The 25,449-nt window shown below is 62.2% G+C and carries 23 protein-coding genes; 15 read left to right on the top strand and 8 right to left on the bottom strand.

Features of this window, described 5'->3' with window-relative positions:
• Positions 1–59: 59 nt before the first annotated feature.
• Together guaB and FF124_RS12290 are read left to right on the top strand one after the other, a co-directional pair.
• The gene (gene guaB, locus FF124_RS12295) at positions 60–1,565 is read left to right on the top strand and encodes an IMP dehydrogenase (protein WP_138748787.1); all 1,506 of its coding nucleotides are present in this window, start codon (positions 60–62) and stop codon (positions 1,563–1,565) included.
• Complete coding sequence (locus FF124_RS12290) at positions 1,562–2,614, top strand: Gfo/Idh/MocA family protein (protein ID WP_138748786.1); 1,053 nt, start codon at positions 1,562–1,564, stop codon at positions 2,612–2,614. The genes guaB and FF124_RS12290 overlap by 4 nt, the downstream gene beginning before the upstream one ends.
• 316 nt (positions 2,615–2,930) lie before the next feature.
• Here the strand turns inward: FF124_RS12290 and FF124_RS12285 are convergent, their stop codons facing one another.
• Genes FF124_RS12285 through FF124_RS12275 form a run of 3 tightly spaced genes read right to left on the bottom strand, consistent with a single transcriptional unit; the run spans position 2,931 to position 6,143 of the window.
• Entirely contained in the window at positions 2,931–3,749 is an 819-nt protein-coding gene (locus FF124_RS12285) for a transglutaminase family protein (RefSeq protein ID WP_138748785.1), read from the bottom strand.
• A gap of 31 nt (positions 3,750–3,780) precedes the next feature.
• Positions 3,781–4,719: an alpha-E domain-containing protein gene (locus FF124_RS12280; RefSeq protein WP_138748914.1), complete on the bottom strand. Its 939-nt coding sequence runs from the start codon at positions 4,717–4,719 to the stop codon at positions 3,781–3,783.
• A gap of 2 nt (positions 4,720–4,721) precedes the next feature.
• On the bottom strand, positions 4,722–6,143 hold the full coding sequence (locus FF124_RS12275; RefSeq protein WP_138748784.1) for a circularly permuted type 2 ATP-grasp protein: 1,422 nt from the start codon (positions 6,141–6,143) through the stop codon (positions 4,722–4,724).
• Positions 6,144–6,423: 280 nt separating this feature from the next.
• Here FF124_RS12275 and FF124_RS12270 point away from each other — a divergent pair, with 280 nt between their 5' ends.
• From FF124_RS12270 to FF124_RS12210, 13 genes are all read left to right on the top strand, one after another.
• Positions 6,424–6,666, top strand: a complete 243-nt coding sequence (locus FF124_RS12270) for a hypothetical protein (RefSeq protein ID WP_138748783.1) — start codon at positions 6,424–6,426, stop codon at positions 6,664–6,666.
• 125 nt (positions 6,667–6,791) lie between these two features.
• Positions 6,792–7,838, top strand: a complete 1,047-nt coding sequence (locus FF124_RS12265; RefSeq protein WP_138748782.1) for a LacI family DNA-binding transcriptional regulator — start codon at positions 6,792–6,794, stop codon at positions 7,836–7,838.
• 132 nt (positions 7,839–7,970) lie between these two features.
• Positions 7,971–9,224, top strand: coding sequence for an ABC transporter substrate-binding protein (locus tag FF124_RS12260; RefSeq protein ID WP_138748781.1), 1,254 nt, complete (start codon positions 7,971–7,973; stop codon positions 9,222–9,224).
• A gap of 74 nt (positions 9,225–9,298) precedes the next feature.
• Positions 9,299–10,225 carry a carbohydrate ABC transporter permease gene (locus FF124_RS12255; protein WP_138748780.1) on the top strand — a complete coding sequence of 309 codons (927 nt, stop codon included), beginning with the start codon at positions 9,299–9,301 and terminating at the stop codon, positions 10,223–10,225.
• Positions 10,225–11,118 (top strand): carbohydrate ABC transporter permease, encoded by an 894-nt coding sequence (locus tag FF124_RS12250; RefSeq protein WP_138748779.1) that lies wholly within the window; start codon positions 10,225–10,227, stop codon positions 11,116–11,118. Before FF124_RS12255 ends, FF124_RS12250 begins: the two co-directional genes overlap by 1 nt.
• 21 nt (positions 11,119–11,139) lie before the next feature.
• Positions 11,140–13,068: a glycoside hydrolase family 127 protein gene (locus FF124_RS12245; RefSeq protein ID WP_138748778.1), complete on the top strand. Its 1,929-nt coding sequence runs from the start codon at positions 11,140–11,142 to the stop codon at positions 13,066–13,068.
• A 2-nt stretch (positions 13,069–13,070) separates the two neighbouring features.
• Entirely contained in the window at positions 13,071–14,168 is a 1,098-nt protein-coding gene (locus tag FF124_RS12240) for an ABC transporter ATP-binding protein (RefSeq protein WP_138748777.1), read from the top strand.
• Between the two features lie 94 nt (positions 14,169–14,262).
• Positions 14,263–15,402: a lytic murein transglycosylase gene (locus tag FF124_RS12235; protein WP_138748776.1), complete on the top strand. Its 1,140-nt coding sequence runs from the start codon at positions 14,263–14,265 to the stop codon at positions 15,400–15,402.
• Positions 15,403–15,536: 134 nt separating this feature from the next.
• Positions 15,537–16,310, top strand: a complete 774-nt coding sequence (locus FF124_RS12230; RefSeq protein ID WP_138748775.1) for a DeoR/GlpR family DNA-binding transcription regulator — start codon at positions 15,537–15,539, stop codon at positions 16,308–16,310.
• The gene (locus FF124_RS12225; RefSeq protein WP_425462529.1) at positions 16,307–17,431 is read left to right on the top strand and encodes an ABC transporter ATP-binding protein; all 1,125 of its coding nucleotides are present in this window, start codon (positions 16,307–16,309) and stop codon (positions 17,429–17,431) included. The genes FF124_RS12230 and FF124_RS12225 overlap by 4 nt, the downstream gene beginning before the upstream one ends.
• A gap of 28 nt (positions 17,432–17,459) precedes the next feature.
• Positions 17,460–18,722: an ABC transporter substrate-binding protein gene (locus tag FF124_RS12220; RefSeq protein ID WP_138748774.1), complete on the top strand. Its 1,263-nt coding sequence runs from the start codon at positions 17,460–17,462 to the stop codon at positions 18,720–18,722.
• Between the two features lie 63 nt (positions 18,723–18,785).
• On the top strand, positions 18,786–19,679 hold the full coding sequence (locus tag FF124_RS12215; RefSeq protein ID WP_138748773.1) for a carbohydrate ABC transporter permease: 894 nt from the start codon (positions 18,786–18,788) through the stop codon (positions 19,677–19,679).
• A complete protein-coding gene (locus FF124_RS12210; RefSeq protein ID WP_138748772.1) occupies positions 19,676–20,497 on the top strand; it encodes a carbohydrate ABC transporter permease in 822 nt (273 codons plus the stop codon). Before FF124_RS12215 ends, FF124_RS12210 begins: the two co-directional genes overlap by 4 nt.
• Positions 20,498–20,589: 92 nt before the next feature.
• Here FF124_RS12210 and FF124_RS12205 read toward each other — a convergent pair whose 3' ends face one another.
• From FF124_RS12205 to FF124_RS12185, 5 genes are all read right to left on the bottom strand, one after another.
• Positions 20,590–21,360, bottom strand: a complete 771-nt coding sequence (locus FF124_RS12205) for a DUF1868 domain-containing protein (protein WP_138748771.1) — start codon at positions 21,358–21,360, stop codon at positions 20,590–20,592.
• Positions 21,361–21,447: 87 nt separating this feature from the next.
• A complete protein-coding gene (locus FF124_RS12200; RefSeq protein ID WP_138748770.1) occupies positions 21,448–22,554 on the bottom strand; it encodes an extracellular solute-binding protein in 1,107 nt (368 codons plus the stop codon).
• Positions 22,555–22,599: 45 nt separating this feature from the next.
• Positions 22,600–23,427, bottom strand: a complete 828-nt coding sequence (locus tag FF124_RS12195) for an ABC transporter permease (RefSeq protein ID WP_138748769.1) — start codon at positions 23,425–23,427, stop codon at positions 22,600–22,602.
• Positions 23,424–24,278, bottom strand: a complete 855-nt coding sequence (locus tag FF124_RS12190; RefSeq protein ID WP_138748768.1) for an ABC transporter permease — start codon at positions 24,276–24,278, stop codon at positions 23,424–23,426. The genes FF124_RS12195 and FF124_RS12190 overlap by 4 nt, the downstream gene beginning before the upstream one ends.
• On the bottom strand, positions 24,275–25,330 hold the full coding sequence (locus FF124_RS12185) for an ABC transporter ATP-binding protein (RefSeq protein ID WP_138748767.1): 1,056 nt from the start codon (positions 25,328–25,330) through the stop codon (positions 24,275–24,277). Before FF124_RS12185 ends, FF124_RS12190 begins: the two co-directional genes overlap by 4 nt.
• Positions 25,331–25,449: the final 119 nt, after the last annotated feature.

Genomic DNA, 25,449 nt, shown 5'->3' with positions numbered 1-25,449 from the left:
CAAGGGACCGGACGGAACGCACCGCCCGGCCATTTCGTATTTGAAAAAGGAAATTGGCCATGGCTCAGATTATTCAGGCCGCTACCGGAATGCAGGCGCTCACCTTCGATGATGTGCTGCTGCAGCCGGGACATTCAGAGGTGATGCCGGGACAGGTCGACGTCTCGACCACGATCGCCCGCGACATCAACCTCAACCTTCCGATCCTCTCCTCCGCGATGGATACGGTGACCGAGGCCCGGCTTGCGATCGCCATGGCACAGGCCGGCGGCATCGGCGTCATCCACCGCAACCTCACCCCCCACGAGCAGGCCGAACAGGTTCGCCAGGTGAAGAAGTTCGAAAGCGGCATGGTGGTCAACCCGGTCACCATAGGCCCGGACGCGACGCTGGCCGAAGCGCTGGCGCTGATGAAGGCACATCACATTTCCGGCATTCCGGTGGTCGAGCAGGGCACCAGCGACGGCCACACCTCCGGCCGCCTCGTCGGCATTCTGACGAACCGCGACGTCCGCTTCGCCTCCAACCCCGAGCAGCGCATCTACGAGCTGATGACGCGGGAAAACCTGATCACGGTTCGTGAAACGGTCGACCAGCAGGAAGCCAAGCGGCTTCTCCATCACCATCGCATCGAAAAGCTGCTCGTCATCGATGACCGCGGCCATTGCGTCGGCCTCATCACCGTCAAGGACATCGAGAAATCGCAGCTCAATCCCAACGCTTCCAAGGACGCACAGGGCCGGCTTCGCGCCGCCGCCGCCATTTCCGTCGGCGATGACGGCTTCCAGCGCGCCGAAATGCTTGTCGATGCCGGCGTCGACCTGATCGTCATCGACACCGCCCACGGCCATTCCCAGAAGGTTCTGGATGCCGTCGGCCGGGTGAAGACGCTGTCGAACTCGGTACGCATCATGGCCGGCAATGTCGCCACCACCGATGGCACCAAGGCGTTGATCGATGCGGGTGCGGACGCGGTCAAGGTCGGCATCGGCCCGGGCTCGATCTGCACCACGCGCATTGTCGCGGGCGTCGGCGTGCCGCAGCTTGCAGCCGTGATGGCCGCTGCCGAGGCCGCGCGCGAAGCCGGCATTCCGGTGATCGCCGATGGCGGCATCAAGTTTTCCGGCGACATGGCCAAAGCGATCGCCGCAGGCGCCTCCGCCGTCATGGTCGGCTCGCTTCTGGCCGGGACCGATGAAAGCCCGGGCGAGGTGTTCCTCTACCAGGGCCGCTCCTTCAAGGCCTATCGCGGCATGGGCTCTGTCGGGGCCATGGCGCGCGGCTCGGCGGATCGCTACTTCCAGGCGGAAGTGCGCGACACGCTGAAGCTGGTGCCGGAGGGCATTGAAGGCCAGGTGCCCTATAAGGGCCCGACCGGCGGCGTCCTGCATCAGCTTGCCGGCGGTCTGCGCGCGGCCATGGGCTATGTCGGCGGCAAGGATATCGTCGACTTCCAGAAAAAGGCGACTTTCGTGCAAATCTCAAATGCGGGGCTGCGCGAAAGCCACGCCCATGACGTCACCATTACCCGCGAAAGCCCGAACTATCCGGGCGGCGGGGCGTGAGCGCGCCGGAAAGACAGGTTGCCTGGGGCATTCTCGGCCCCGGCACCATCGCCAACAACTTCGCCGTGGGGCTGTCGCAGACGCCCTCGGCGAAACTCCTGGCCGCCGGCGGACGGACGCCGGAAAGGCTTGCCGCCTTCGGCGAACGCCATGGCGTGGAGCGGCTTTACCACTCATACGAGGAACTCGTCGCCGATCCCGATCTCGACGTCATCTATGTCGCCACCCCGCATTCCTTCCATCTGGCACATGGCCTTCTGGCAATCGCGGCCGGCAAGGGGCTGATGGTGGAGAAGCCTGCGGGTCTCGGCGCAAGCGATGTCGAAACGCTGGTCGAAGCCGCCCGCAAGGCCGATGTCTTCTTCATGGAGGCCTACAAGTGCCGCAACCATCCGCAGACCGCCCGGCTCATCGAACTGGTGCGCGACGGCGTGATCGGAAAGCTCACCCATATCGAGGCGAAGAATGGCGGGTTCAAGGAGCGTGATCCGGCCTCGCGGCTCTTCGATCCGGCGCTCGGCGGCGGCGGCATTCTCGATATCGGCTGCTACCCGGTAACAACAGTTCGGTTGATCGCCGGCGCCGCGAAAGGGCTGCCCTATGCCGAGCCGGTGACGCTTGAGGCGCGCGGCGAGGTCGGGCCGACCGGCGTTGACGAGATCGCCGATGCCGAGCTTGATTTCGGCGACGGGCTGACGGCAAGCATTGCCTGCGCGCTGCGTCGGGAGATGGATGACACGCTGGTGCTCACCGGCACGAAGGGCACCATCAGGCTTCCCGTTCCCTGGCGTCCCGGCCGCAATGCCGGTCCTTCCGACGCGAAAATCGTGATCGAGACGGAGGACGGGACCCGCGAGGAATGGTTGCGCGATCCGCGCCAACTCTTCGCCTTCGAGGCCGAAGCCGCGACGAACGCCATTCTCGCCGGTATGAAGACGGCTCCCTGGCCGGCGCTGAGCGGCGAGGAGAGTGTTCTGAATGCGAGGGTGATCGATCGCTGGCGAGAAGGCATGGGGCTGCCGGTCTTGGCGAGTGCTCGCAGCGCGTAGGTTTGCCGTAGCCGATGGTGTGTGGGCGTAGCGCGGTGAGGGCCTTCGCCAGCAAGTTGGAAAGCTGGCGATTTGAGCCGGCTGCTCAGTTTGGTGGCCAAACCGGTTGCAGATGCAAGGAGCTTGCTCTCATTCTCCGTCACCCCGGCCTTGAGCCGGGGTCCAGGGCCACAAAAACCTTTTCCACAGTGCCTTAAGCGCGAAAATCCTTGCCATTTAGCCCTGGATGCCGGCTCAAGGCCGGCATGACGGATCGGGGGAGCATGGTTTGCCAGCAAGTTGGAGAGCCGCCGATATCAACCGGCGGCTTTTCCGCTCAGCTCTGGCTTTGCGACTGGCTCTGGCTGGCAACGGAGAGTTTGACGGCCAGGCTTTCCTTGCCGCCGCCGATCGTCATGCCGGAAACGGGCGCTGCATCCTTGTAGTCGAGGCCGCATGCGACGCGCACATAACGCTCGTCCGGACAGACCTTGTTTGCGGCGTCGAAGCCGACCCAGCCGAGGCCTTCAAGATAGCACTCCGCCCAGGCGTGGCTTGCCGTCTGGTTTTCCAGATCGGGCATATAGAGATAGCCGGAGACATAGCGCGCCGGCACCTTCATCTTGCGGGCTGAGGCAATCACGATATGGGCATAGTCCTGGCAGACGCCGGTTTGGGCCTCCAGCGCCTCGCCGGCCGTAGTCGCGACGCTGGTCGTGCCCGGCTTGAAGGTCATGGTCTTGTGCAGCCGCTCCATCAGGTTATGAAGCTTGGCGAGTTCCGAGTCGCCCTCGAGCTTTTCGACGAGCTTCTCGATCGGCTTGTCGGTGGTTGTCAGCGGCGTCTGCCGCAGGAACAGCCAGAGCGGGATGTTCGGCGAGGCCGGGCCGAAAATGCCGTCCGTGTCGCGGGTTTCCACCGTGCCCGAGGCGATCAGGCGAACGCTCGGATGTTCCCCCTCGACGGAGACGAGCCGGACGTGGTTTTCGTACTGGTCGGTATAGGCGACCTCGCTCTTGGCGCCCTCGATGGTCACCGCCCAGTCGCGGATGGTCTGGCCGGCCGAATCAAGCGGCGTCAGTCTCAGCCGCTGCAGCGAGAACTGAACCGGCGTTTCGTAACTGTATTCAGTCACATGGTTGATGTTCAAAAGCATCGCGTTTGTCCCTTCACGCCTTTCCGCACCCTTATGCGTAGAAGCGATACCCCTCGCTGATTTGCTGGCTGAGCTTGTTGTTTCGGCTGACGAAGTCCTCGAGGAACTGATGCAGGCCGTTATCCATGATCGTCTTGATCTTCTGGCTGCGAAGCGTGCTGCGAATGGCATGCGCCGTCTCGTGCGCCTCCAGCCGCTCGCCGTAATCGGCGGCGAGATAATCGAGATTGAGCACGATCTTCTCGTAGGAATAGGCAAGCGAGCGCGGCAGCTGCACGTCGAGGATCAGGAAATCGGCGATCTGGCTCGGGCGGTACTCGCCGTTATGCACCCAGCCATAGGCCCGGTGGGCCGAGACCGAGCGCAGGATCGATTCCCACTGCAGATTGTCGAGCGAGGTGCCGACATGGTGCACGGAGGGCAGCAGCACGTAATATTTCACGTCGAGAATACGGCTTGTATTGTCCGCGCGCTCGATGAATGTGCCGATATGGGCGAAGTTGTAGATCTCGTTGCGGAGCATCGAACCGTGGAACGTGCCGCGGATCAGCGCCGTCTTGTGCTTGATCAGGTCGATCGCCTTCGGCAGGTCGGCCGGCCTCAGCTTGGCCGAAAGGAGACTCCGGCTTTCGATCCAGCACTCATTGGTCGCCTCCCACGTCTCGCGCGTCAGCGCGGTGCGCACCAGGCGGGCATTGTTGCGGCCGGCATCGATGCAGGAGACGACGCTGGACGGATTGCGGCGGTCGCGCAGCAGGAAGTCGATGGCGTTGTCGGCCGTCAGCTTGCTGTGCACTTCGAAATAGGCTTCCTGCACGCCCGCGCTCTGCAGGATGCCGTCCCAGTCATCCGCGCCGTTGGAACGCGTCAGCGCCACGCGCTGGCCGGCGTCGATCAGGCGGGCGATGTTCTCGGCGCGCTCGAAATAGCGGAACATCCAGAAAAGGCCGTTTGCGGTTTTTCCAAGCATCATCAGTCCTCCAGCACCCATGTATCCTTGGTTCCGCCGCCCTGGCTGGAATTCACCACCAGGGAGCCTTCCTTCAATGCAACGCGTGTCAGTCCGCCGGGCATGATCCGCACGCGGTCGGACACCAGCACATAGGGCCTGAGGTCGACATGGCGCGGCGCGATGCCCTTCTTGACGAGGATCGGGACGGTGGAGAGCGAAAGCGTCGGCTGGGCGATGTAGTTCGCCGGCCGGGCGCGAAGCTTGGCGGTGAAGTCCTCGAGCTCCTTCCTGCTGGCCGTTGGGCCGACCAGCATGCCGTAGCCGCCTGAGCCGTGTACTTCCTTGACCACCAGATCGGCAATATTGTCGAGCACATAGGCGAGGCTCTCCGGCTCCGAACAGCGCCAGGTCGGCACGTTTTCGAGAAGCGGCTTCTGGCCGGTGTAGAACTCGACGATTTCCGGCATGTAGGAATAGATCGCCTTGTCGTCGGCAATACCGGTGCCCGGCGCATTGGCGATGGTGACATGGCCGGCGCGATAGACATCCATGATGCCGGGCACGCCAAGGGCGGAATCCGGACGGAAGGTGAGGGGATCGAGGAAGTCGTCGTCGACGCGGCGATAGATGACGTCGATCGCCTCATAGCCGCGCGTGGTGCGCATCTTCACCTTGCCGTCGATGACGCGCAGGTCCTGACCCTCGACCAGTTCCACGCCCATCATGTCGGCGAGGAAGGAATGCTCGTAATAGGCGGAATTGTAGATGCCGGGCGTCAGCACGCCGACGCGCGGACGGGTGCCGGAGAAGCCGGGAGGGGCCAAGGTCGCAAGGCTCTGGCGCAGAAGCTGGGGATAGTCCTCAACGCGGCGCACCCGGTTCTTGTAGAACAGTTCGGGAAACATCTGCATCATGGTTTCCCGGTTTTCCAGCATGTAGGAAACGCCCGACGGCGTGCGGGCGTTGTCTTCCAGCACGTAGAACTGGTCCTCGCCCGTGCGCACGATGTCGGTGCCGACAATGTGGGTATAGACGCCGCCGGGTGGTTCGAAGCCGATCATCTGCGGCAGAAAGGCGTCGTTCTCCTCGATCAGCCGGCGCGGCAGGCGGCCCGCCTTGATGATCTCCTGCTTGTGGTAAATGTCCTTCAGAAAAGCATTCAGCGCAATGACGCGCTGTTCGATGCCGGCCGCAAGCTTGCGCCATTCCCGACCGGAAATGATGCGTGGCACGATATCGAAGGGGATCAGCTTTTCCGAACTGTCGGCATGGCCGTAAACGGCGAAGGTAATGCCGGTCTTGCGGAAAATGTTTTCCGCATCGCGCGATTTCGCGATCAGGGATGCAGGGTTCTGCTGACTGTACCAGTCATAGTAGTCCTTGTAAGGGTCGCGCGGCTGGTTGTCCGCGATCATCATTTCATCGAATGCCAAAGCGTTCATCCCCCGATTGTTATTATTGCATATCAATACAACATCTGCAGCAATGCAAGGACCATGCCTTCCTGCAGATGGCGGCATTTGCATGGCCTAATACAACCAACGCGCTGAAATTCGCGCAGTTCCCCTTAAAATTAGCTGAATAAATGAGCAGGCGGCTGGCTCTCGCGCAAAGTTTTTCCGCAAGCCGTTGAGCCAGTCGTTGAGCCAGTCGTTGTCGCCTTTAACGCGCACCAGGTCGTCGGCCCTGTCGGCAATGCCGTCGGGTGGGGATGGATCATGCATGAGCGAAGCACGCCATTTGCCATTCGCAGCGGTCAAGGCTGACGCCGCCGCTGTTGACCGGAATGTCGATCGTCTCGAAGCCCGACAGGAAATGTTCGAGCGCACCCGGCTCCGGCGCATCGAGATCGATCGCGCTTACGCCGTCTGGCGAAACGCTGCCCGCACCGGGCGAAAGCGAATTGGTCCTGCTTGGTCGGCATCGTGCGTAAATGCGGCGCGCGTTGATCTCAATTTTGACTGACAGAGCTCGCAAGCTCCGCTTGACAGCGCTGCGAGACTGTGAAAATCTGATTGCGCAAACGATAAACCAATGTAGAGCAAACGATTGCTCATGAAGTTTGGAGCGTTTGTGCCGGGAGGATGAATTTGGCGGACCGTAACGCAAAGCTGCAGTCGGCGAGCGCTTATCAGCGCAGCACGATCCGTGATGTCGCGACGAAAGCCGGCGTCAGCGTGACGACCGCTTCGCGGGCGCTGAACGGAACGGGGCGGATGTCGGAGGAGACCCGGGAGCGTGTGCGCGCCGCTGCCGCGGAACTCGACTATCGTCCGAACTCGATCGCGCGCGGACTGGTTCAGCAGCGCTCCTTCACCCTTGGTCTTCTGACCAATGACACCTATGGCCGGTTCACGCTGCCGGTGGCCGCCGGGCTCTCCGCCGCCATGGCCGATCGCGGCGTTTCGGTTTTCCTGAGCGCCGGCAAATACGAACCGGAGAGCCTGAAACTCAATCTCGGCGCCATGGAGGAGAAGCGGGTCGACGGTCTGGTGATCACCGGCAAGCGCATTGATCGCGGCCTTCCGATCGACCTGCCGCCGCTCGGCATGCCGGTGGTTTATGTCTATGCCTCCGCGCCCGAAGGCGCGGTCAGCTTCGTGCCCGACGATATCAATGCGGCGAAAGACGCGGTCCGGCACCTTGCCGGCCTCGGGCGGCGGAAGATCGCGCATATCACCGGGCCGCTCGATTTCAAGGCGGCGCATCTGCGCGAGGCCGGGTGGCGCGCGGCCCTTGCCGAGGCCGGTCTCGAGCCTTTCGGCGAGGCGATCTTTTCGGCCTGGACGGAGGCTCACGGTTACGACACGGCGCACGCACTGATCGAGGCCGGCGAACGGCCGGACGCCATTTTCTGCGGCAATGACCAGATCGCGCGCGGTGTCATCGATGCCTTCGCGCTGATGGGCATCCGCGTGCCGGACGACATCGCGATTGTCGGCTTCGACAATTGGGAAGTCTTCGCCAAGGCCACGCGACCGCCGCTGACGACAGTGGATATGGGCCTTCCGGGCCTCGGGAGAAGCGCAGGCCTTGCGCTTCTTGACATGATTGACGGCAAGCCGGTGGAGCCGGGCGCACGGGAAACGCCCTGCAGGCTGGTCGTGAGACAGTCCTGCGGCGCAAAAACCGACTGAGGTTTGCGCCGGGACACCGCCCCCGCCAGTGTGAGACGCCGGTTTGAAGGGGAGGAGATCGCGCAATTTGCGCAAACGTTGGCTCAACCTTGAGCGAACTTCAGCATGACACCAAAACGGGAGGTAATTGACATGAAACTCAAGACTTTTCTCAGCGGCGCGGCGATTGCCGCGCTTGCTCTGCCCGGCCTTGCCCAGGCAGAAACTTTCTCGCTCTGGGTCCGTTCCGACGGGTCTGAATTCATGCCGAAACTGGTCGATGCGTTCAACGCCAAGGGCGGGGACAAGGCCGAACTGCAGATCGTGCCGGTCAACGAACTGGTGCAGAAATATGCGATTGCGGCCGCCGGCGGTTCGGAGCCGGACGCGCTCTCGCTCGACCTGATCTACACGCCGTCCTTTGCGCAAGCCGGCCAGCTCAAGGATCTGACCGAATTTGCCAAGTCGCTGCCCTATTACGACAATCTCTCCAAGGCGCATTTGACCGTCGGCACCTATGACGGCAAGATCTATGGCATGCCGTTCTCGGCCGATGCCTCCGTGCTCGTCTGGAACAAGAACCTGTTTGAGGAAGCAGGCCTTGATCCCGACAACGCACCGACCAACTGGGCGGAAATCCGAGACGATGCGGCAGCCGTCGCCGCCCTTGGCGATGACACTTACGGCTTCTACTTCTCCGGCAATTGCGGCGGCTGCAATATCTTTACCTTCATGCCGCTTGTCTGGGCATCCGGCGGTGCGCTGTTCGAGGATGAAGGCGCCAAGGCAACCGTCACCACGCCGCAGATGAAGGATGCGATCGAGTTCTATCGCGGCATGGTCGAGGACGGGCTGGTGCCGGCCGGCTCCCAGACCGATGCCGGATCGAACTTCTTTGCAGCCTTTGCCGGCGGCAATATCGGCATCACGCCGTCCGGTTCCTTTGCCATCGGCGCGCTCAACAACCAGTATCCGGACCTTGAATACGGCGTGACCTACCTGCCGGGCAAGGACGGCGGCTGGTCGTCTTTCGCCGGCGGCGACAATATCGTCGTCTCGGCCAAGACCGAAGATGCCAAGATGCCCGCAATCCAGGCCTTCATCGAATTCGCCTACTCACCTGATGGCCAGAAAATCCTTGCCCAGAACGGCTCGCTGCCGGTGCGCGACGATGTGGCCGAGCAGGCGCTGGAAGGGCTTGACTCTCGCTACCTGATCGCCGCTCGAGCCATGGCCAAGGGCAAGACGCCCTACAGCCCGGTCTTCAACGACCTGATCAACTCGCTGAACGGCCCCTGGGTCACCATGCTGAACCGCGCCTTCTACGCCGACAGCGGTGAAGAGGTGGATGAGGCTATGGAAGAGGCCCAGGACGAGATGCAGTCGATTATCGACTCGTCCCGCTAAACAGCGCTTTGCAAAGCAGACCGCCGGCCCGTGCGAGTCGGCGGCCATCTCTTTGATGCGAAAGGACTTTCGCCATGTCTGATCAGATGGTGGCAGGCGCGGATGCGTCCCCGCCGAAAAAGCGCCGAAGGCGACGGCATTCACAGTGGACAGGCCTGATCTATGTGCTGCCCGCGCTGGCGCTTGTTGCCGTGTTCTTCATCGTTCCGCTCTGCATGACGGTGTGGATGTCGCTGCACAAATGGCCGTTGATGGGACTGCCGCGCTTCATCGGCCTCGACAATTACGAACGTCTGCTGTTCGACAAGAGTTTCTGGTCGTCGCTCTGGTTCACCGTCCAGTACACGATCGTCGTCACCATAGCGCTTTTGGGCTTCGCCATGGCGCTGGCGCTGATCGTGCAGGGGCAGGGACGCGCCGTGTCCGCCTACCGAACGATCTATTTTCTCCCGGTCGTGACCGGCTTTGCCTCGGCCGCTTTGCTTTGGGTCTGGCTTTCCAATGTCGATACCGGGCTTTTCGCGCCTCTGGCGCAGGACCTCGGCCTGACGGAGGGGCGGGTCAATATACTTGCCAATTTCACGCCGGCCTTCTGGTCGGTGATCGTCATGGTGGTCTGGAAGATGGCCGGGTTCTTCATGGTGATCCTGATGAGCGGCCTGCAGTCGATCCCGGCGGATTACCAGGAGGCCGCGCGCATTGACGGCGCCAAATGGCTGCAGCGTTTCCGCTACATCACCATGCCGCTGATCCGCAAACCCTTCGCGCTGGCGCTGATCCTCTGCGTTTCAGGCTCCATGCTCGCCTTCGACCAGTTTTACATCATCCTGAGCGGCGGACCGCAGAACAAGACGGTCACCGCCGTCTACAAGATCTTCAACGAGAGCTTCGTCTCCTTCCGCCTGGGCTATGGCGCGGCCTTGTCCATGGTGCTTCTCGTCATCCTGCTCGTCCTCAGCGTGCTGCAGTTGACGCTGCTCAGCGATCGAAAGGACAAATGATGTCGACCGCCGTTTCATCCCTTGCACAGAGCGCGGCAGCGCCGGCCACCCGCCGCGGCCGCTTCCGCTATCACCGTCTCCTGTTTCATGTGACGGCGACGCTGGTTGCCGCTCTTTTCCTGGCCCCGCTGGTCTGGGTGGTGCTGGCAAGCTTCCGCACGCCTGCGGAATCGACCCAGCCTCCGATACCGCCGTGGCCGATGGAGGGCTTCAGCATCTCAAGCTATGAGCGGCTTGAGAATTTCGGCCAGTCGGTTCTGCATTATTCGGGCAATTCGCTGTTTGTCGCTGTCGGCACGTCCGCGCTCACCATCGTCGTGGCGATCCTCGCCGGTTACGGTTTCTCGCGCTACCGCTTTCCGTTGAAGGGCTTCGCCTTTGTCCTGATCCTGTCGACGATGATGGTTCCGTTCCAGTCGATTCTGACGCCGCTGTTTCTGCTGCTGGCGAAGATGGGGCTTCAGAACACGCTGATCGGCCTCGTCCTCATCTATTCGACGCTGCAGCTTCCCTTTTCGGTCTTCATGATGCGCAACGCCTTTGATGCCGTGCCGAAGGAGATCGAGGAGGCGGCTCGCATGGACGGCGTCAAGGGCGTGCGCATGCTGGTGCAGGTGATGGGCCCGCTGGTGCTCCCCGGCGTGGTGACTGTCGGTCTGTTTGCCTTCCTCAATGCCTGGAACGAGTTCCTGGCCGCCCTCGTGTTGCTCACGGACCAATCGAAATTCACGCTCCCCGTTTTGATGACCGCCGTGCGCTATGGCCGTTACGGCTCAGTCGACTGGGGGGCGGTGCAGGCGGGCGTCACGCTGATGATGATCCCCTGCATGATCCTCTTCCTCATTCTACAGCGCTCCTACATCCGCGGCCTGACGGCCGGTGCTGTGAAGTAGCATTTCCGAAAGGACCACATAATGAACAAGCCCTTCAACGCCGGCGATGCCCTGCAGCCGAAATCGAAATTCCGCCCGCTATCCGTCAATCAGGTCGAGGTCGGCGGCTTCTTCGGCCCGCGCGTCGATGTCGTTGCGACGACGACGGCCAAGCTTCTCTTCGATCGCTGCATCGAGGCGCGCATGCTGGAACAGGTCGATCCCGACCTGCCCAATCCCGGCATCGTCATCCCCTTCGATCACGGAAACACCGTCACCACGCAGATGTTCTGGGATTCCGATTTCGGCAAGAGCATCGAGACGGCGGCCTATGCGCTGAACCGCAAACGCGACGAAGAGCTGGAAGCCCGTGTCGACGCGGTCATCGATGCCTACGGCCGGCTGCAGGCCGAGGACGGTTACCTCAATTCCTGGTACCAGCGCATCCAGCCCGGCCAGCGCTGGACCAATCTGCGCGACCGTCATGAGCTCTACAATGCCGGTCACCTGATCGAGGGCGCGGTCGCCTATTACCACGCCACGGGCAAACGCAAATTCCTCGACATCATGTGCCGCTACGCCGACTGCATCGACGCGACTTTCGGGGCCGACGCGAACAAAAAGCGCGGTTATCCGGGTCATCCCGAACTTGAGCTGGCGCTGGTCAAGCTCGGCCGCGTCACCGGTGAGCAGCGCTATCTCGATCTGGCGAAGTTCTTTGTCGACGAACGCGGCAGGGAGCCTAAATATTTCGACCAGGAGGCCATTGCGCGCGGCGAGAAGCCGGAAGACTTCCATTTCACAACGCTCGAATACTGCCAGGCCCACAAGCCGGTGCGCGAGCAGCGCGAAGTCGTCGGTCATGCGGTGAGGGCGGCCTATCTCTATGCCGGCATGGCCGATGTCGCCACCGAGTTTTCCGATGAGAGCCTCGATCCGGCACTGGAAGCGCTGTGGTCGCACCTGACCGACCGCAACCTCTATGTAACCGGCGGCTTCGGGCCATCGAAGGACAACGAGGGACTGACCTTCGATTACGACCTGCCCAACGAGACGGCCTATGCGGAGACCTGCGCGGCTGTCGCGCTGGTGTTCTGGGCCAGCCGCATGCTGGGCCGCGCGCCCGATGCGCGCTTTGCCGATGTCATGGAGCGGGCGCTTTACAACGGCGCATTGTCCGGCCTGTCTGAGGACGGCACGCATTTCTTCTACGACAATCCGCTGGAAAGCTATGGCAATCACCACCGCTGGCGCTGGCACCGTTGCCCCTGCTGCCCGCCGAACATTTCCCGCCTGGTCGCTTCGATCGGCACCTATTTTTACGGCGTCGCCGAGGATGAGCTGGCGCTGCATCTTTATTGCGAGAATGCCGCCGAGATCGAAGTCGCGGGAACAAAGGTCGGCGTGAAGCAGGAAACGGCCTATCCGAAGGACGGCCGGATCGCCGTCACGCTGACGCCGGAGGCGCCCGTCGAATTCACGCTGTCGCTGCGCGTTCCGGGCTGGGCCAGGGGCTTTTCGCTGGCGATCAATGGTGAAGCCTCGGATGCAACGCCGGAGAAGGGCTATCTTCGCATCCGTCGCCAATGGCAGGCGGGCGATACGATCGAACTTGATCTCGAGATGCAGCCGGAAATGCTCTACGCCCATCCGAAAGTCGCGCCCGACCAGGGCCGGGCTGCCCTTTTGCGCGGGCCGCTCATCTACTGTGTCGAGGAAACCGACAACAAGGCGCCGCTCAATGCCTATGTGGTGAAGGATGGTGCGCCCGTGACCCTTGATCAGGCTGAAGGGCTTGGTGATACGGTCGCACTCAGCATCGAGGCTCTTGTCGAAAGCCAGCCGACCGATGCGCTTTACGCCACCACACCGCCGGAACGGACATCCGCCAGTTTGAAAGCCATACCCTATTATCTCTGGGACAACCGCGCGCCGGGCGAAATGCTGGTCTGGCTGCGAAGGGAGGCATGACAATGAGCCAGGCAGAGCTACTCACCCCGGATCGCAACCCATCGGGCCTGTCGCTTCGGCGGGTCTCCAAGGCCTTCGGCGCGGTGCAGGTCATCCACGAAGTCGACCTGGAGATCGAGGGCGGCGAATTCGTCGTCTTCGTCGGTCCGTCGGGCTGCGGCAAATCCACCCTATTGAGGCTGATCGCCGGCCTCGAAGAGGTGACAAGCGGCGATGTTTTGATTGCCGGCACGGACGTGACCGATGAGGATCCGTCCGATCGCGGCATCGCCATGGTGTTCCAGACCTATGCGCTCTACCCGCATATGAGCGTGGAGCAGAACATGGGCTTCGGCCTCAAGGTTGCCGGACGGCCGAAAGCGGAGGTCGAGGCCAAGGTTCGGCAGGCCGCCGACATCCTGAAACTGACGGATTATCTTGACCGCCGCCCCGGCCAGCTCTCCGGCGGCCAGCGCCAGCGCGTTGCGATCGGTCGGGCGATCGTGCGCGATCCGGAGATCTTCCTTTTCGACGAACCGCTCTCCAATCTCGACGCCGAACTCAGGGTCGGCATGCGCATCGAGATCGCCCGGCTGCACCGCGAGCTTGGCAATACGATGATCTACGTCACCCACGACCAGACCGAGGCGATGACGCTTGCCGACAAGATCGTCGTGCTGCGCGGCGGATATATCGAGCAGGTGGGCTCTCCGGCAGCGCTTTACGATGATCCGGACAACATGTTCGTCGGCGGTTTCATCGGCTCGCCGAAGATGAACTTTCTTCAGGGCGTGATCCGGGGCGATGAAGTCGAGATTGCCGGCGCCCGCCTGCCGCTGGTGCAGCTTCAGGCGCGACCCGGTGACGGTACGCCCGTTGCGGTCGGCATTCGCCCGGAACACTGGCGGCCTGCGGGCGAAGGAGAGTCGGGCGTGCCGTTTAAGGTCGATTTCTCGGAGTTCCTCGGCGGGGCAAGCTATCTCTACGGCACGATCGGCGAAACGGTTGCTACCGTGGAGGTCGAACGCAGCGCCATTGCCCGGCCCGGCACGACGCTTCTTCTCACTGTCGATACCGACAGGATTTATGTTTTTGGAGAGGATGAGCGGCGTATTCGCTGATGTCCGGTCTCCGGGGAGACTGCCGTCCATCTTGCCGCCGCTATTTTCTGCGCTAGAATCCGTAGCTGAACATGCTTCGGATTGGATCAGCGGAATGCATGCGACACGACGCGCATTTTCTCTTCTGACGGTTGCGGCCGTGTTGTCGGCCTGCTCGAGCAATCTGCTGGGCGGAACTCCTTCGGCATCGAGGCCGCCCGGCACGGTAGCCAATGCCGGCTATGATGCCTGGGTCGAAGGCTTCAGGAAGCGGGCCGAGGCGAAAGGCATTTCAAGGCAGACGCTCGACGCGGCCTTTGCCAATGCGGGTTATACGCCCGAGGTCATCGTGCAGGACCGCAACCAGACCGAATTCAACCGCACGCTCGAGGAATATCTCGCCATTGCCGCTTCCGATGAACGGGTGGCCAAGGGCCGGGCCAACTATGCCCGCTACAGGTCGGCGCTCGAACAGATCGAGGCAACCTATGGCGTCGACGGCCATGTCGTCGTCGCCGTGTGGGGACTGGAGAGCATGTATGGCGAGCGGCGCGGCGATGTGTCCGTCGTCTCGGCGCTGTCGACGCTCGCCTATGAGGGACGGCGCGGCAGTTTCTTCGAGAGCCAGTTGTTGGCCGCGCTGAAGATCCTCCAGAACGGCGATATCAGTCCGCAGCAGATGACGGGAAGCTGGGCCGGCGCCATGGGGCACACCCAGTTCATTCCGACCTCCTATCTCGGCTATGCCGTCGATTTCAACGGCGACGGGCGGCGCGATATCTGGAGCGACGATCCGACCGATGCACTGGCGAGCACGGCCTCCTATCTGAAGCGCGCGGGCTGGCGAAAGGGCGAGCCCTGGGGCGGGGAGGCAGGTTCTCCGGGTGCTTCCGTCGCGGGCGGTCGCCGGATCGAGCCCCATGCGGGCGGCCCGGCCTTTGTCGTTGGCCCCAATTTCAATGTCATCAAGCGCTACAACAATTCAACGAACTACGCGATCGGCGTCGGACATCTGGCCGACCGCATTGCGGGTGCAGGCCCGATCGCCGGCACATTTCCGCCGGATCGCTACGGCTTCACCGCCGATCAGCGAAAGGCGCTGCAGGCGGGATTGAAGGCCAGGGGCTACGACGCCGGCACGGTGGACGGCGTTTTCGGAACGCAGACACGCGCGGCGATCTCTGCCTACCAGCGCGCCAACGGGCTTGCCGTCACGGGCGAACCGTCAATGGCGCTTCTGATGCAGCTCGGCTGACCGAGGCGCCAGACGGCGGCAACGATATCTGAGTTCGCCGCTACTTTCATTCAATCGTCATCATAGGTTCAAAACCCTGTCACCAACAGGACGGATGTTCGTTCGCGCATCGAAATCGCAATTCAGTGGCGCTAATGAACATAAGTGATCGTCAAACGAAAATCCTGGCCTTGGTCGAAACGCATGGCGCGATGACCATCGAGACGCTGGCGGAAGAGTTCGGCGTTTCGCCGCAGACGATCCGCCGCGACGTCAACATGCTCTGCCGCGCCGACCAGCTGCGCCGCAGCCATGGCGGTGTGGAACGGATGAGCGCCGGCGTCAATCTTTCTTACGACAGCCGGCGGCTTTCGCACCCTGAGGCCAAGCGGCGCATCGGCCAGCTTGTCGCCCGGATGATCCCGAGCCGGGCCTCGGTGATGTTTTCGATCGGCACGACGCCGGAGATGGTGGCGGCCGCCATGGTCGATCATGACGATCTCACCGTGGTGACCAATAATCTCAACGTCGCCATGGCGCTCAGCCCGAACAGTTCCAACCGCATCTTCATTCCCGGCGGCATGATCCGTCTCCCCGACCGCGATCTGATCGGTCAGGAGGTGGAGACCATGTTCAGCGGATACCGCGCCGATTTCGGCATCTACGGCGTCGCCGGCGTCGAACCCGATGGCGCGCTTGTCGATTTCGACCAGCAGGAGGCGGCCGCCCGCGAGGCGATCCGCATGAGCTGCCGCACCTCGATCCTGGTTGCCGACCGTTCCAAGTTCTCGCGCCCCGCACCCGCCAAGCGCGGACGGCTGGGTGATGCCGATCTTCTCGTGCTCGACGGGCCACCGACGCCGGAAATGGCGGCGTTGATCGAGGCCGAAGGCGTCGAACTGCTCTTTCCGGAGGCAGATCTGGTATGAGCGGCCATGGGCATGGTGCATCCGTCCGTCTTGAAGCCATGACCCGACGCTGGCCGGGCGGGGCGGGCGTGCATGCCATGTCGCTCGATATCCCGGCCGGTTCCTTTGTCACCCTGCTCGGGCCGTCAGGCTGCGGCAAGTCGACGACGCTGCGGTTGATTGCAGGCCTGGAGGCGCCCGACAGCGGCAGGCTGTTCATCAATGGCGAGGATGTGACCGGCATTTCGCCGGACCGTCGGCATTTGTCGATGGTGTTCCAGTCCTATGCGCTGTTTCCCCATCTTGACGTTGCCGAAAACATTCTCTTCGGCCTCAAGGTCCGCAGGGTACCGCGCCCGGAGCGGGCCGAGCGGCTTTCCCGCGCGCTTGCGCTGACGGGGCTTGAAGGGCTGGAACAGCGCCGACCGGGGCAATTGTCCGGCGGCCAGCGGCAGCGCGTGGCGCTTGCCCGCGCCATCGTTGCCGATCATCCGCTCTGCCTGATGGACGAGCCGCTTTCCAATCTCGATGCCAAGCTGCGCCATTCGGTGCGCCGCGAAATCCGCGCGCTGCAAAAACGCCTCGGCATGACCGTCATCTACGTGACCCACGACCAGACAGAGGCGATGTCGATGGCCGACAGCGTGGTGCTGATGAAGGACGGGCTGATCGAGCAGCAGGGCAGTCCGGCATCGCTTTACAACAAGCCGGCCAGCACCTTTGCCGCCGGCTTCATCGGCCAACCGCCGATGGCGCTGATCCCGGCCGAAATGCTCTTTCCGGCGCATCCGAAAGCCCATGAGCGGCTCGCGGGTCTGCGGCCGGAGCAGGTTGCGCTCGCCGCGCCGGGCACGGCCGCCCGCGCCGAGGCCGTCATCGGCGATTGCGAATATCTCGGCGGCGAGACCTTCGCCACCGTTCATCTGTCGGGCGATGACGACGCCAGGCTCTTCCTCAAGATTGCGGGGGAGTTCGTCCCCGAGCCGGGCCGGCGGGTTTTTCTCACCTGGCCCGACAACGCCCTTCACCTCTTTGACAGGCAAAGCGGCAGACGCCTTGCCTGTCCCGCAGATCTTGCCGGTTCCTCTTCTCCTTTTGATCTCGCCGGCCAGATGACCTCGAACGAGGTTTCGACCCATTGAGAATTTCCGATTCAGGGGACTGAACGAAATGACCAGATTTTTCAAAACCGCTCTTTTTGCCGCAACCTGCCTTGCCGCGGCGCCTGCTCTTGCCGACGATGTCGAGCTCACCATGTATTATCCGATCGCCGTCGGCGGTCCGCTCACCGAGGTTGTCGATGGCCTGATCGAGGGCTTCGAGGCCCAGAACCCGGGCATCAACGTCAATGCCATCTATGCCGGCAATTATGACGATACCCGCGTCCGCGCGCTCTCCGCGCTCAATTCCGGCGACCCGGCGCAGCTCGCCGTGATGTTTTCCATTGATGCCTATGACCTGCTCGAGCGCGATCTGATCGTGCCCTTCGATGAGGTTGCCACCTCCGACGAGGACAAGGCCTGGCTCGATAGCTTCTACCCGGCGCTGATGAAGAATGGCGAAGTGGAAGGCCACATCTGGGGCGTGCCGTTCCAGCGCTCCACCATCGTCATGTACTACAACAAGGACATGTTCGAGGACGCCGGTCTTGATCCCGATCACGCGCCGGAGAATTGGGACGAGATGGTCGAGATGGGCAAGGCGCTCACCAATGACGATCATTACGGCATCATGATCCCCTCGACCGGCTATCCCTATTGGATGTTCCAGGTGTTTGCGATTGCCAACGGCGTGGAGCTGATGAATGCCGACGGCACGGAAGTCTATTTCGACGATCCGAAGGTGGTCGAGGCGCTGGAATTCTGGCGTTCGCTTTCCGCCGATCATGGCGTCATGCCGGAAGGCACGATCGAGTGGGGCACGCTGCGCCAGGCCTTCCTGCAGGGCCAGACCGCGATGATGTGGCATTCGACCGGTAACCTCACGGCAGTGAAGAACAATGCCGCGTTCGATTTCGGCGTTGCCATGATGCCGGGCCATCAGCGTTCCGGCTCGCCGACCGGCGGCGGCAATTTCTACCTGTTCAAGGATGCCTCCGAGGAAGAGCGCGCGGCCGCCCTGAAGCTGATCAAATACATGACGCAGCCCGAAAACGCTGCCGAATGGTCGATGGCAACCGGCTATGTCGGCATTTCGCCGGCCGCATACGAGACCGAGGAACTGAAGGCCTACACGCAAGGCTTCCCGCAGGCGCTTGTTGCCCGCGACCAGCTCGAAGTCGCCATTCCCGAATTCTCGACCTTCGAGACCGCACGGGTGCGCGAGGCGCTGAACAATGCGGTTCAGGCCGCACTGACCGGTTCCAAGACGCCGGAAGAGGCGCTCGCCGATGCGCAGGCGGAAGCAGATCGCCTGCTGAAGCCTTACCAGTAAGACGCTGAAATCTGATCCGCCGCGGCCAGTCCGGCTGCGGCGGTATTCCTTCGGACGAAGATGATGGCAAGCGAAGCAGACCTTCAGAGACGACGGCTTTCCCTTTACGGCTGGATGTTGATTGCGCCAGCGCTGGCCCTGATGACTGTCTTCGCCTTCGCGCCGGCGGTGATGACCTTCTGGGAAAGCCTGTTTTCGCGCGGCACAAGGCGGCGGCCGTCGGTCTTCACCGGTCTCGACAATTATGCCGATCTCTTTGCCGATCCGACCTTCACCAAGGTTGTTATCAACAATCTGATCTATTCCGGTATCACCATTCCCGCCTCGATCATCATCGCGCTTTCGATGGCGCTGTGGGCGAACGCGAAAATTCCCGCGCGCGGTCTGGTGCGCATCGCCTATTTCACCCCGACCATGCTGCCGATGATCGCGGCCGCCAATCTCTGGCTGTTCTTCTATACGCCTGGCTTCGGCCTGATCGACCAGATCACAGGGCTCTTCGGCATCGGTCCGACCAACTGGCTCGGCCAGCCGCAGACGGCGCTTGGCGCGGTCATCGTCGTGACCATCTGGAAGGAAGCCGGCTTCTACATGATCTTCTATCTGGCAGCGCTTCAGACCATCCCGCCGGACCTGAAGGAGGCGGCCCGTATCGAGGGTGCGGGGCGGTGGTATTACACCCGCCGTGTTGTCCTGCCGCTGTTGATGCCGACCACGCTCTTCGTGCTGATCAACGCGCTGATCAATTCGGTCAAGCTGATCGATCATCTCTTCATCCTGACCAGGGGCGGGCCGAATGACGCCTCCAAGCTGATCCTTTACTGGATCTGGGAAATGGCCTTTGCCTATTTCGATGGCGTTCATGCCGCCGCCATGACGGTGCTGGTGCTGGCCGCCCTTGGCCTTGCCGCCGCCTTCCAGTTTTTCGTTGTCGACCGGAGGGCGCATTACCGATGAGCCCGCGCGATTTTGATGTCTTCCGTTCTTTCGATCTTGTCGGCGCGTTGCTTCTGGCAACCGTCTGGATCTCGCCGCTGGTGTTTGCCGTGTGGGCGGCGTTCCACACGCCGACCGCTGCCGTCGGCTTCGATCTGACCGCGCCGCTGACGCTTGATAATTTCCGGACCGCCTGGAACGGCGCGCCCTGGTTGCGTTACGCCTTCAACACGGTTCTGCTCACCGGTTCGGTGCTGATCGGCCAGTTCGTGCTCTGCACGTTGGCGGGCTTTGCCTTTGCCCGTTTTTCCTTTCCCGGACGCGATATCGTCTTCACGCTTATCCTGTTGCAGCTCTTCATCCTGCCGGAAGTGCTGATCGTCGAGAATTACGCCATGGTCTCGCGTCTCGGCCTGTTCGATACGATCCTCGGCGTCGGCATGCCCTATATGGCCTCGGCCTTCGGCATCTTCCTCATCCGCCAGGCTTTCAAGCAGGTGCCGCGCGAGCTGGAAGAGGCGGCAAGGATCGAGGGGTGCAGCTGGTGGGGCGTGTTGCTGAAGGTCTACGTGCCGGCGGCGCGGTCAACCTATCTGGCCTACGCGCTGGTCTCGGTTGCCACCCATTGGAACAATTTCCTCTGGCCGCTGGTGGTCACCAATTCCCAGACGACGCGGCCGCTGACGGTGGGCCTGTCGCTCTTCGGCGCGCCGGAAAACGGCGTCGATATCTCGGTGATCTCGGCGGCAACGCTGATGGTGGTCGCGCCTCTCGTCGTCGCCTTCCTGATCTTCCAGCGCCAATTCATCCAGGCGTTTTTGCGCGCCGGGATACGGTAGGAGGCCGGGTGCCGGGGCGCGTTTTCCCGATGGCCCGGCATGATCCTCGGCGTCATCCTCCGGCTTCACCGGAGGAACCAGGCCTCTCTGCCTCAGCCCTGCGGCATCAGAAGCTTTTCCGTCTGGAAATGGTGCATGGTTTCAAAGGAGCAGAATTCGACCGGGCCAAGCCTGATTTCCTGAAGCTGCGGATGAACCGCTTCGAACAACGCCGTCGTCTGTTCGATATGGGCCTTCGCGATCTCAAGCGGCATGCGCCTGATGCGATAGGCGAATGAGATGTGGAACTGGTAGTGATTGTGATCCTCGCGCACGAGGCCCGTCGCTTCGGCAAGCCGGTCGCGCATCCGCCAGAGTTCGTCGAAGCTTTCCTGGGTTGCGGGTTCGGCATGGATCGAATAGCCGGCCTTCAGGTGGTCAGCGCGCACGGTGACGCCGGAAAACCCGTCTATCTCCGCCGATGCCTCCAGAAACCGGCGATTCATTTCTGCTAGCGACAATCCGCGTTCCACGCCCTCCGGCCAGCCGTCCGTGTCCAGCGGATTGCCGGAAATGCCGCAGAACACGGTCATGTGGAAGCTCTCATGCGGGAGGAAGGTGAAATAGCGCGCCGTCGGCAGCATCTTCAGCTTTTCCTGCAGCCCGCACAGCACGGCATATTCGCGCGACGACTTGTCGATATGGCAGATGAAGGTATTGCCGGGATAGGGCAGGACGCGTCCATCCGTCGCGAATTTTCCGCCGCCATCTTCGGGCGTGATGCCCGGCAGGGGCTTGCCCACCTTGCCTGTTTCGTCGACGCGGTTGAGCCAGTTGTCGTGTTCCGCCTCGGTGCGGGCGGGATGGAGGTGTCGGGGGCTCATGAGAGCATGCCTTTTCTTGTTTTTCTTTGGGGGAGGTAGAAAGGCCCGGCAATCGGTTCGACTGCCGGGCTGAGTGTTTCGCTGAAATCAGCGCTCGAGGATGACGTTGTCGACGAAGGCTTCTTCCATCGCCTTCTTGAACGGTTGGGCGGCGCTCGGGACCGAGTACTGACGCTGGTCGTTGGAGATCAGCGCGTTGCTGTCATCGGCATTGGCATTCATCGGCGCCGTGCCGAAGGTGGCGTTGAACGTGGTCTGGGTTTCCGGCGAGGTCAGCCAGTCGATCAGAAGGGCGGCTGCGGCCGGATGCGGGGCGTTCTGCGGAATGGCAACGCCGTTGCCGCCGCCGTTCATGCCCATTTCCGGGATGTAGAGCTTGAGGTCCTTGCGCGCTTCGCCGCTCTTCTGCAGGCTTGCCAGATGGTCTTCCCAGACCGGGGCCATGAACAGCTCGCCATCGGACATGCGGATGATGCTGTCGGCGTTGGACGTGGTGATCACATAGTCGCCGGCATAGTCGTTGAAGAAGGTGAAGCCGGGCTGAAGTGCCTCGATGCGGGCGGCGGAATCATCGCCGTCGTTGAAGTCGAGGCCGGACAGGACGCGCAGGATGTTGGAATAGAAGGACGGGCCGGAGCCGCCGTTCTCATAGTTGAAGCCGAACTTGCCGGGATTGTCTTCCCAGAAGGCCGAGAAGTCTTCCGGCGTCTGCGGCAGGGCGTTCTCGTCGACCTTGGCCGGGTCGTAGGCGATGCCGGTCTGGTTGCCCCAATAGGCGTAAACATAGTCGCCGCCGTCGATATTGTTGACCGTGTTGATGCGGCCGGCGTCTTCGGGCAGCATGGAAAGCGGGGTGAAGAGCTTGGCGAAATCGAGCGTCGACATGTCGCCATAGCCCCAGGCGAAGACGTCGATGTCGCCGGTGTCGCTGCCGCTTGCGGCGAGAAGCTTGTCAGCATTGCCGGATGCGGTGCCGCCGGCCGGGATGTTCACCTTGATCCCGTATTTCTCTTCAAAGGGGGCGACGACCTTGCGGAAATCGTCCTGGAAATACCAGACATACCAGTTGACCTCGCCTTCATGCTTGGCCTTGGCGACGATATCGTCCCAGCTCATCGCGGTGATGTCGGCAGCGAATGCGGCGCTTGCGCCAAACGCCAGTGCGGTGGTCGAAAAAATAAGCGTTTTCAGCATTTTGACAGTCTCTCCGTTGGGTTTCTTCCTGGGCATGCGACCGCGTTATCCCTTGCCTGATGCAAGCGTCGGATTGGCCGACTTCAGAAGCTTCTCGAGGATCAGCATCAGCAAAACATTGGGGACGACGAGGATGAGTGACAGCACGGCGGCATTGGGACGGACGAAGTCCTGGCCGAGCGCTGCGTAAAGAAGGGTCGGGACCGTGACGATTTCCGGCGAACCGACGATATAGGCGATGGCGAACTCCTCGATCGACTGGATGAAGACGATGAGGAGCGTGGCGAAGATGCCGGGCCGCAGCGCCGGCAGGTAGGCGGCGGTAAACCGCGCCCACGGGCTTGCCCCGAGATCGCGCGCGGCATCGATATGATCCTGGCGCACCTGCTCGAAGCTCACCGTCATGATACGGATCGCATAGGGCAGGAACAGCACCGAATGGGCAAAGACGATCGCGCCGAAACGGAAGCCCTGCAGTCCCAGCGTGAACAGAAGCGCGGTAAAGAAGATCGAGGTGACGAAGGGCGACACGACGAGCGGCAGAAGGCAGAGGATCTTGGCGACCTCTCGGCCCGGAAAGGCAAAGCGCCCGAGCGCCAGCGCCGTCGGCAGCGACAGAAGCAGGCAGGTGACTGCTGCCGTCGGGGCGAGCGTATAGGACGTCACGAGCGCCTGCTTGAGGCCCGAATGCTGCCACATGTCGGACCAGCGGGCGAACGACATGACGGGGGGCAGAAGCGTCGAGGCCGTCCAGGGCTCTGCCGGGTCGGTCAGCGACCACAGAACCGCAATGGCAAAGGGGATGATCAGCCAGACGACGAAGACCACCGAGAGCATGATCAGAAGGGCGAAATCAAGCTTCCTGCGGGTCATTTCAGCCGTCCCTTCATGATGAACCTTGCCGCAATCGCCAGAAGCGTGGAGCCCACCAGGGCCAGCACCATCAGCGACACGCCGACGACGGCGGCCGAATGCCAGTCGCCGCGGCCCTTGAAGAACACCATCAGCTGGGCGAGCGACTGAACGTTGGTGGGGCCGACAACCGTCTGGAAGGAGAAGTCGGCCAGCGCGCCGATGAAGATGATGACAAGGGCCGCCTGCATGGCCGAGACCGAGAGCGGTGCGATCACCTTGCGAAAGCGCGACCATGCGCCGGCGCCCATGTCGCGGGCCGCATCCAGCACATCGTCGGAAATGCCCTGCACCGCGCCCGTCAGCAGCAGCAGCGCAAAGGGCAGGTTCTTCCACACCTGAAGGATGAGGACGGCGATGCCGTGACGGTCGTTCTGAAGTCGATGAGGGTGATCCCATATGCCGAGCGCCTGCATCAACTGGTTCAGCGGCCCGTGATAGGCAATGATGTTCAGGAACAGGAAGGCCGCGACCAGGCCATGCACCAGCATCGGCGCCTTCAGCATGGAGCCGATGGTCATCGAGCCGGGGAAGGGTTTTCTCAGCCAGATCGCCAGCGGATAGGCAAGGGCGACCGAGAGGATGGCGCTGACCGTGCCGATATAAAGCGAATAGCGCACCGAGCGGGAAAACAGCCTGCGGCCGAACACTTCGCCCCAATAGGAGAACGACAACTGGCTTTCGCCGCCGAAGCTGAAATAGCCGAGCGACTGGGCGATCGCCATATAGATGACCGTGCCGATCAGCGCCAGGATCAGTCCCAGGCCGGGCGTCAGAAGGGCTGCGACCACAAGCCAGCGACGGGCGGTCATGCGTCAGCTCCGAGTATGATGACATCTTCGGGCGCTACCGTGAAATAGACGGTGTCGCCCTCCCGCAGCGCCGTTTCGCGGGCCTGTATGCGGTAGGAGATGCCGTTGGTCTCGGCGATCAGATCGGTGAAGTGGCCCTGGAAGGCGCGGGTCACGACCGTGCCCGAAAGTGCGTCATCTGCAGGGCCGCTCAGGAGCCGCGCGGTTTCCGGCCGGAAGCAGAGACAGATTTTGCCCTCGGGAAGGGCGGCCTCGCGTGAGACCGAAAAGATGCCGGCTGGCGTATCGATGAGCCGGTCCTTGCCGCCGTCGCGCGGCTTCAGTTTCGCCGGCAGGATGTTGGCGCCGCCGATGAAATCGGCGACGAAACGGGTGGCGGGCTTGCGGTAGAGCACCTCCGGCGTGTCGGCCTGTTCCACCCTGCCGGCATTCATCACGAAAATCCGGTCGGAAAGCGCCAGCGCCTCGGCCTGGTCATGGGTCACGTAAATGGCGGTGAGAGCGAAATCCTGCTGGATGCGGCGGATCTCGATGCGCACTTGATCGCGCAGCTTGGCATCAAGGTTCGACAGCGGTTCGTCGAACAGGATGACGCCGGGGCGCATGACGAGCGCGCGACCGAGCGAGACGCGCTGCTGCTGGCCGCCGGAAAGTTGGTTGGGCAGTTTCTCAAGCTGCGGCTCCAGGCCGAGCTTTTCCGCCACCTCGCCGACGCGGAGGCTGCGGTCCTTGCGCGGAATTTTCTTCTGCTTGAGGCCGAATTCGAGATTTTCCTTCACGCTCAGATGCGGAAACAGCGCGTAGGACTGGAAGCAGAGCGCGGTATCGCGCGCTTCCGGCGGCCTGTCGGTGACATCCTCCTCGCCGAGGAAAATCCGGCCGGACGACGGCTTCAGGAAGCCGGAAATCATCTTCAACAGAGTGGTCTTGCCGCAGCCTGACGGTCCGAGAAGCGTCACGAACTCGCCCGGCGCGACGTCGAAGCTGATATCGTTGACGGCCGTGAAACGGTCGAAACGCATGACCAGATGGTCCGCTGAAATGCCTGTCATTTTAGTCTCCCCCTGTTGAGGTGATAGTTTATTACTCATAGTAAGTAAAATTAATATGACAGTGATCTTGCATTTTCTTGACAGGCTGAGCGACGCCGGCGGCGAAAATCTGGATTCCG

This window comes from Martelella lutilitoris, assembly GCF_005924265.1.
GTDB lineage: Bacteria > Pseudomonadota > Alphaproteobacteria > Rhizobiales > Rhizobiaceae > Martelella > Martelella lutilitoris.
This window is presented reverse-complemented; position numbering and strand designations above follow the sequence as displayed.

What these genes read in the sequence shown, in the direction of transcription:
- guaB (WP_138748787.1), top strand. Translation starts at nt 60, where the DNA reads ATGGCTCAGATTATTCAGGCCGCTACCGGAATGCAGGCGCTCACCTTC.
- FF124_RS12285 (WP_138748785.1), bottom strand. Translation starts at nt 3,749, where the DNA reads ATGCTTTTGAACATCAACCATGTGACTGAATACAGTTACGAAACGCCG.
- FF124_RS12280 (WP_138748914.1), bottom strand. Translation starts at nt 4,719, where the DNA reads ATGCTTGGAAAAACCGCAAACGGCCTTTTCTGGATGTTCCGCTATTTC.
- FF124_RS12275 (WP_138748784.1), bottom strand. Translation starts at nt 6,143, where the DNA reads ATGAACGCTTTGGCATTCGATGAAATGATGATCGCGGACAACCAGCCG.
- FF124_RS12270 (WP_138748783.1), top strand. Translation starts at nt 6,424, where the DNA reads ATGAGCGAAGCACGCCATTTGCCATTCGCAGCGGTCAAGGCTGACGCC.
- FF124_RS12260 (WP_138748781.1), top strand. Translation starts at nt 7,971, where the DNA reads ATGAAACTCAAGACTTTTCTCAGCGGCGCGGCGATTGCCGCGCTTGCT.
- FF124_RS12255 (WP_138748780.1), top strand. Translation starts at nt 9,299, where the DNA reads ATGTCTGATCAGATGGTGGCAGGCGCGGATGCGTCCCCGCCGAAAAAG.
- FF124_RS12250 (WP_138748779.1), top strand. Translation starts at nt 10,225, where the DNA reads ATGTCGACCGCCGTTTCATCCCTTGCACAGAGCGCGGCAGCGCCGGCC.
- FF124_RS12245 (WP_138748778.1), top strand. Translation starts at nt 11,140, where the DNA reads ATGAACAAGCCCTTCAACGCCGGCGATGCCCTGCAGCCGAAATCGAAA.
- FF124_RS12240 (WP_138748777.1), top strand. Translation starts at nt 13,071, where the DNA reads ATGAGCCAGGCAGAGCTACTCACCCCGGATCGCAACCCATCGGGCCTG.
- FF124_RS12235 (WP_138748776.1), top strand. Translation starts at nt 14,263, where the DNA reads ATGCATGCGACACGACGCGCATTTTCTCTTCTGACGGTTGCGGCCGTG.
- FF124_RS12230 (WP_138748775.1), top strand. Translation starts at nt 15,537, where the DNA reads ATGAACATAAGTGATCGTCAAACGAAAATCCTGGCCTTGGTCGAAACG.
- FF124_RS12225 (WP_425462529.1), top strand. Translation starts at nt 16,307, where the DNA reads ATGAGCGGCCATGGGCATGGTGCATCCGTCCGTCTTGAAGCCATGACC.
- FF124_RS12220 (WP_138748774.1), top strand. Translation starts at nt 17,460, where the DNA reads ATGACCAGATTTTTCAAAACCGCTCTTTTTGCCGCAACCTGCCTTGCC.
- FF124_RS12215 (WP_138748773.1), top strand. Translation starts at nt 18,786, where the DNA reads ATGGCAAGCGAAGCAGACCTTCAGAGACGACGGCTTTCCCTTTACGGC.
- FF124_RS12210 (WP_138748772.1), top strand. Translation starts at nt 19,676, where the DNA reads ATGAGCCCGCGCGATTTTGATGTCTTCCGTTCTTTCGATCTTGTCGGC.
- FF124_RS12205 (WP_138748771.1), bottom strand. Translation starts at nt 21,360, where the DNA reads ATGAGCCCCCGACACCTCCATCCCGCCCGCACCGAGGCGGAACACGAC.
- FF124_RS12200 (WP_138748770.1), bottom strand. Translation starts at nt 22,554, where the DNA reads ATGCTGAAAACGCTTATTTTTTCGACCACCGCACTGGCGTTTGGCGCA.
- FF124_RS12195 (WP_138748769.1), bottom strand. Translation starts at nt 23,427, where the DNA reads ATGACCCGCAGGAAGCTTGATTTCGCCCTTCTGATCATGCTCTCGGTG.
- FF124_RS12190 (WP_138748768.1), bottom strand. Translation starts at nt 24,278, where the DNA reads ATGACCGCCCGTCGCTGGCTTGTGGTCGCAGCCCTTCTGACGCCCGGC.
- FF124_RS12185 (WP_138748767.1), bottom strand. Translation starts at nt 25,330, where the DNA reads ATGACAGGCATTTCAGCGGACCATCTGGTCATGCGTTTCGACCGTTTC.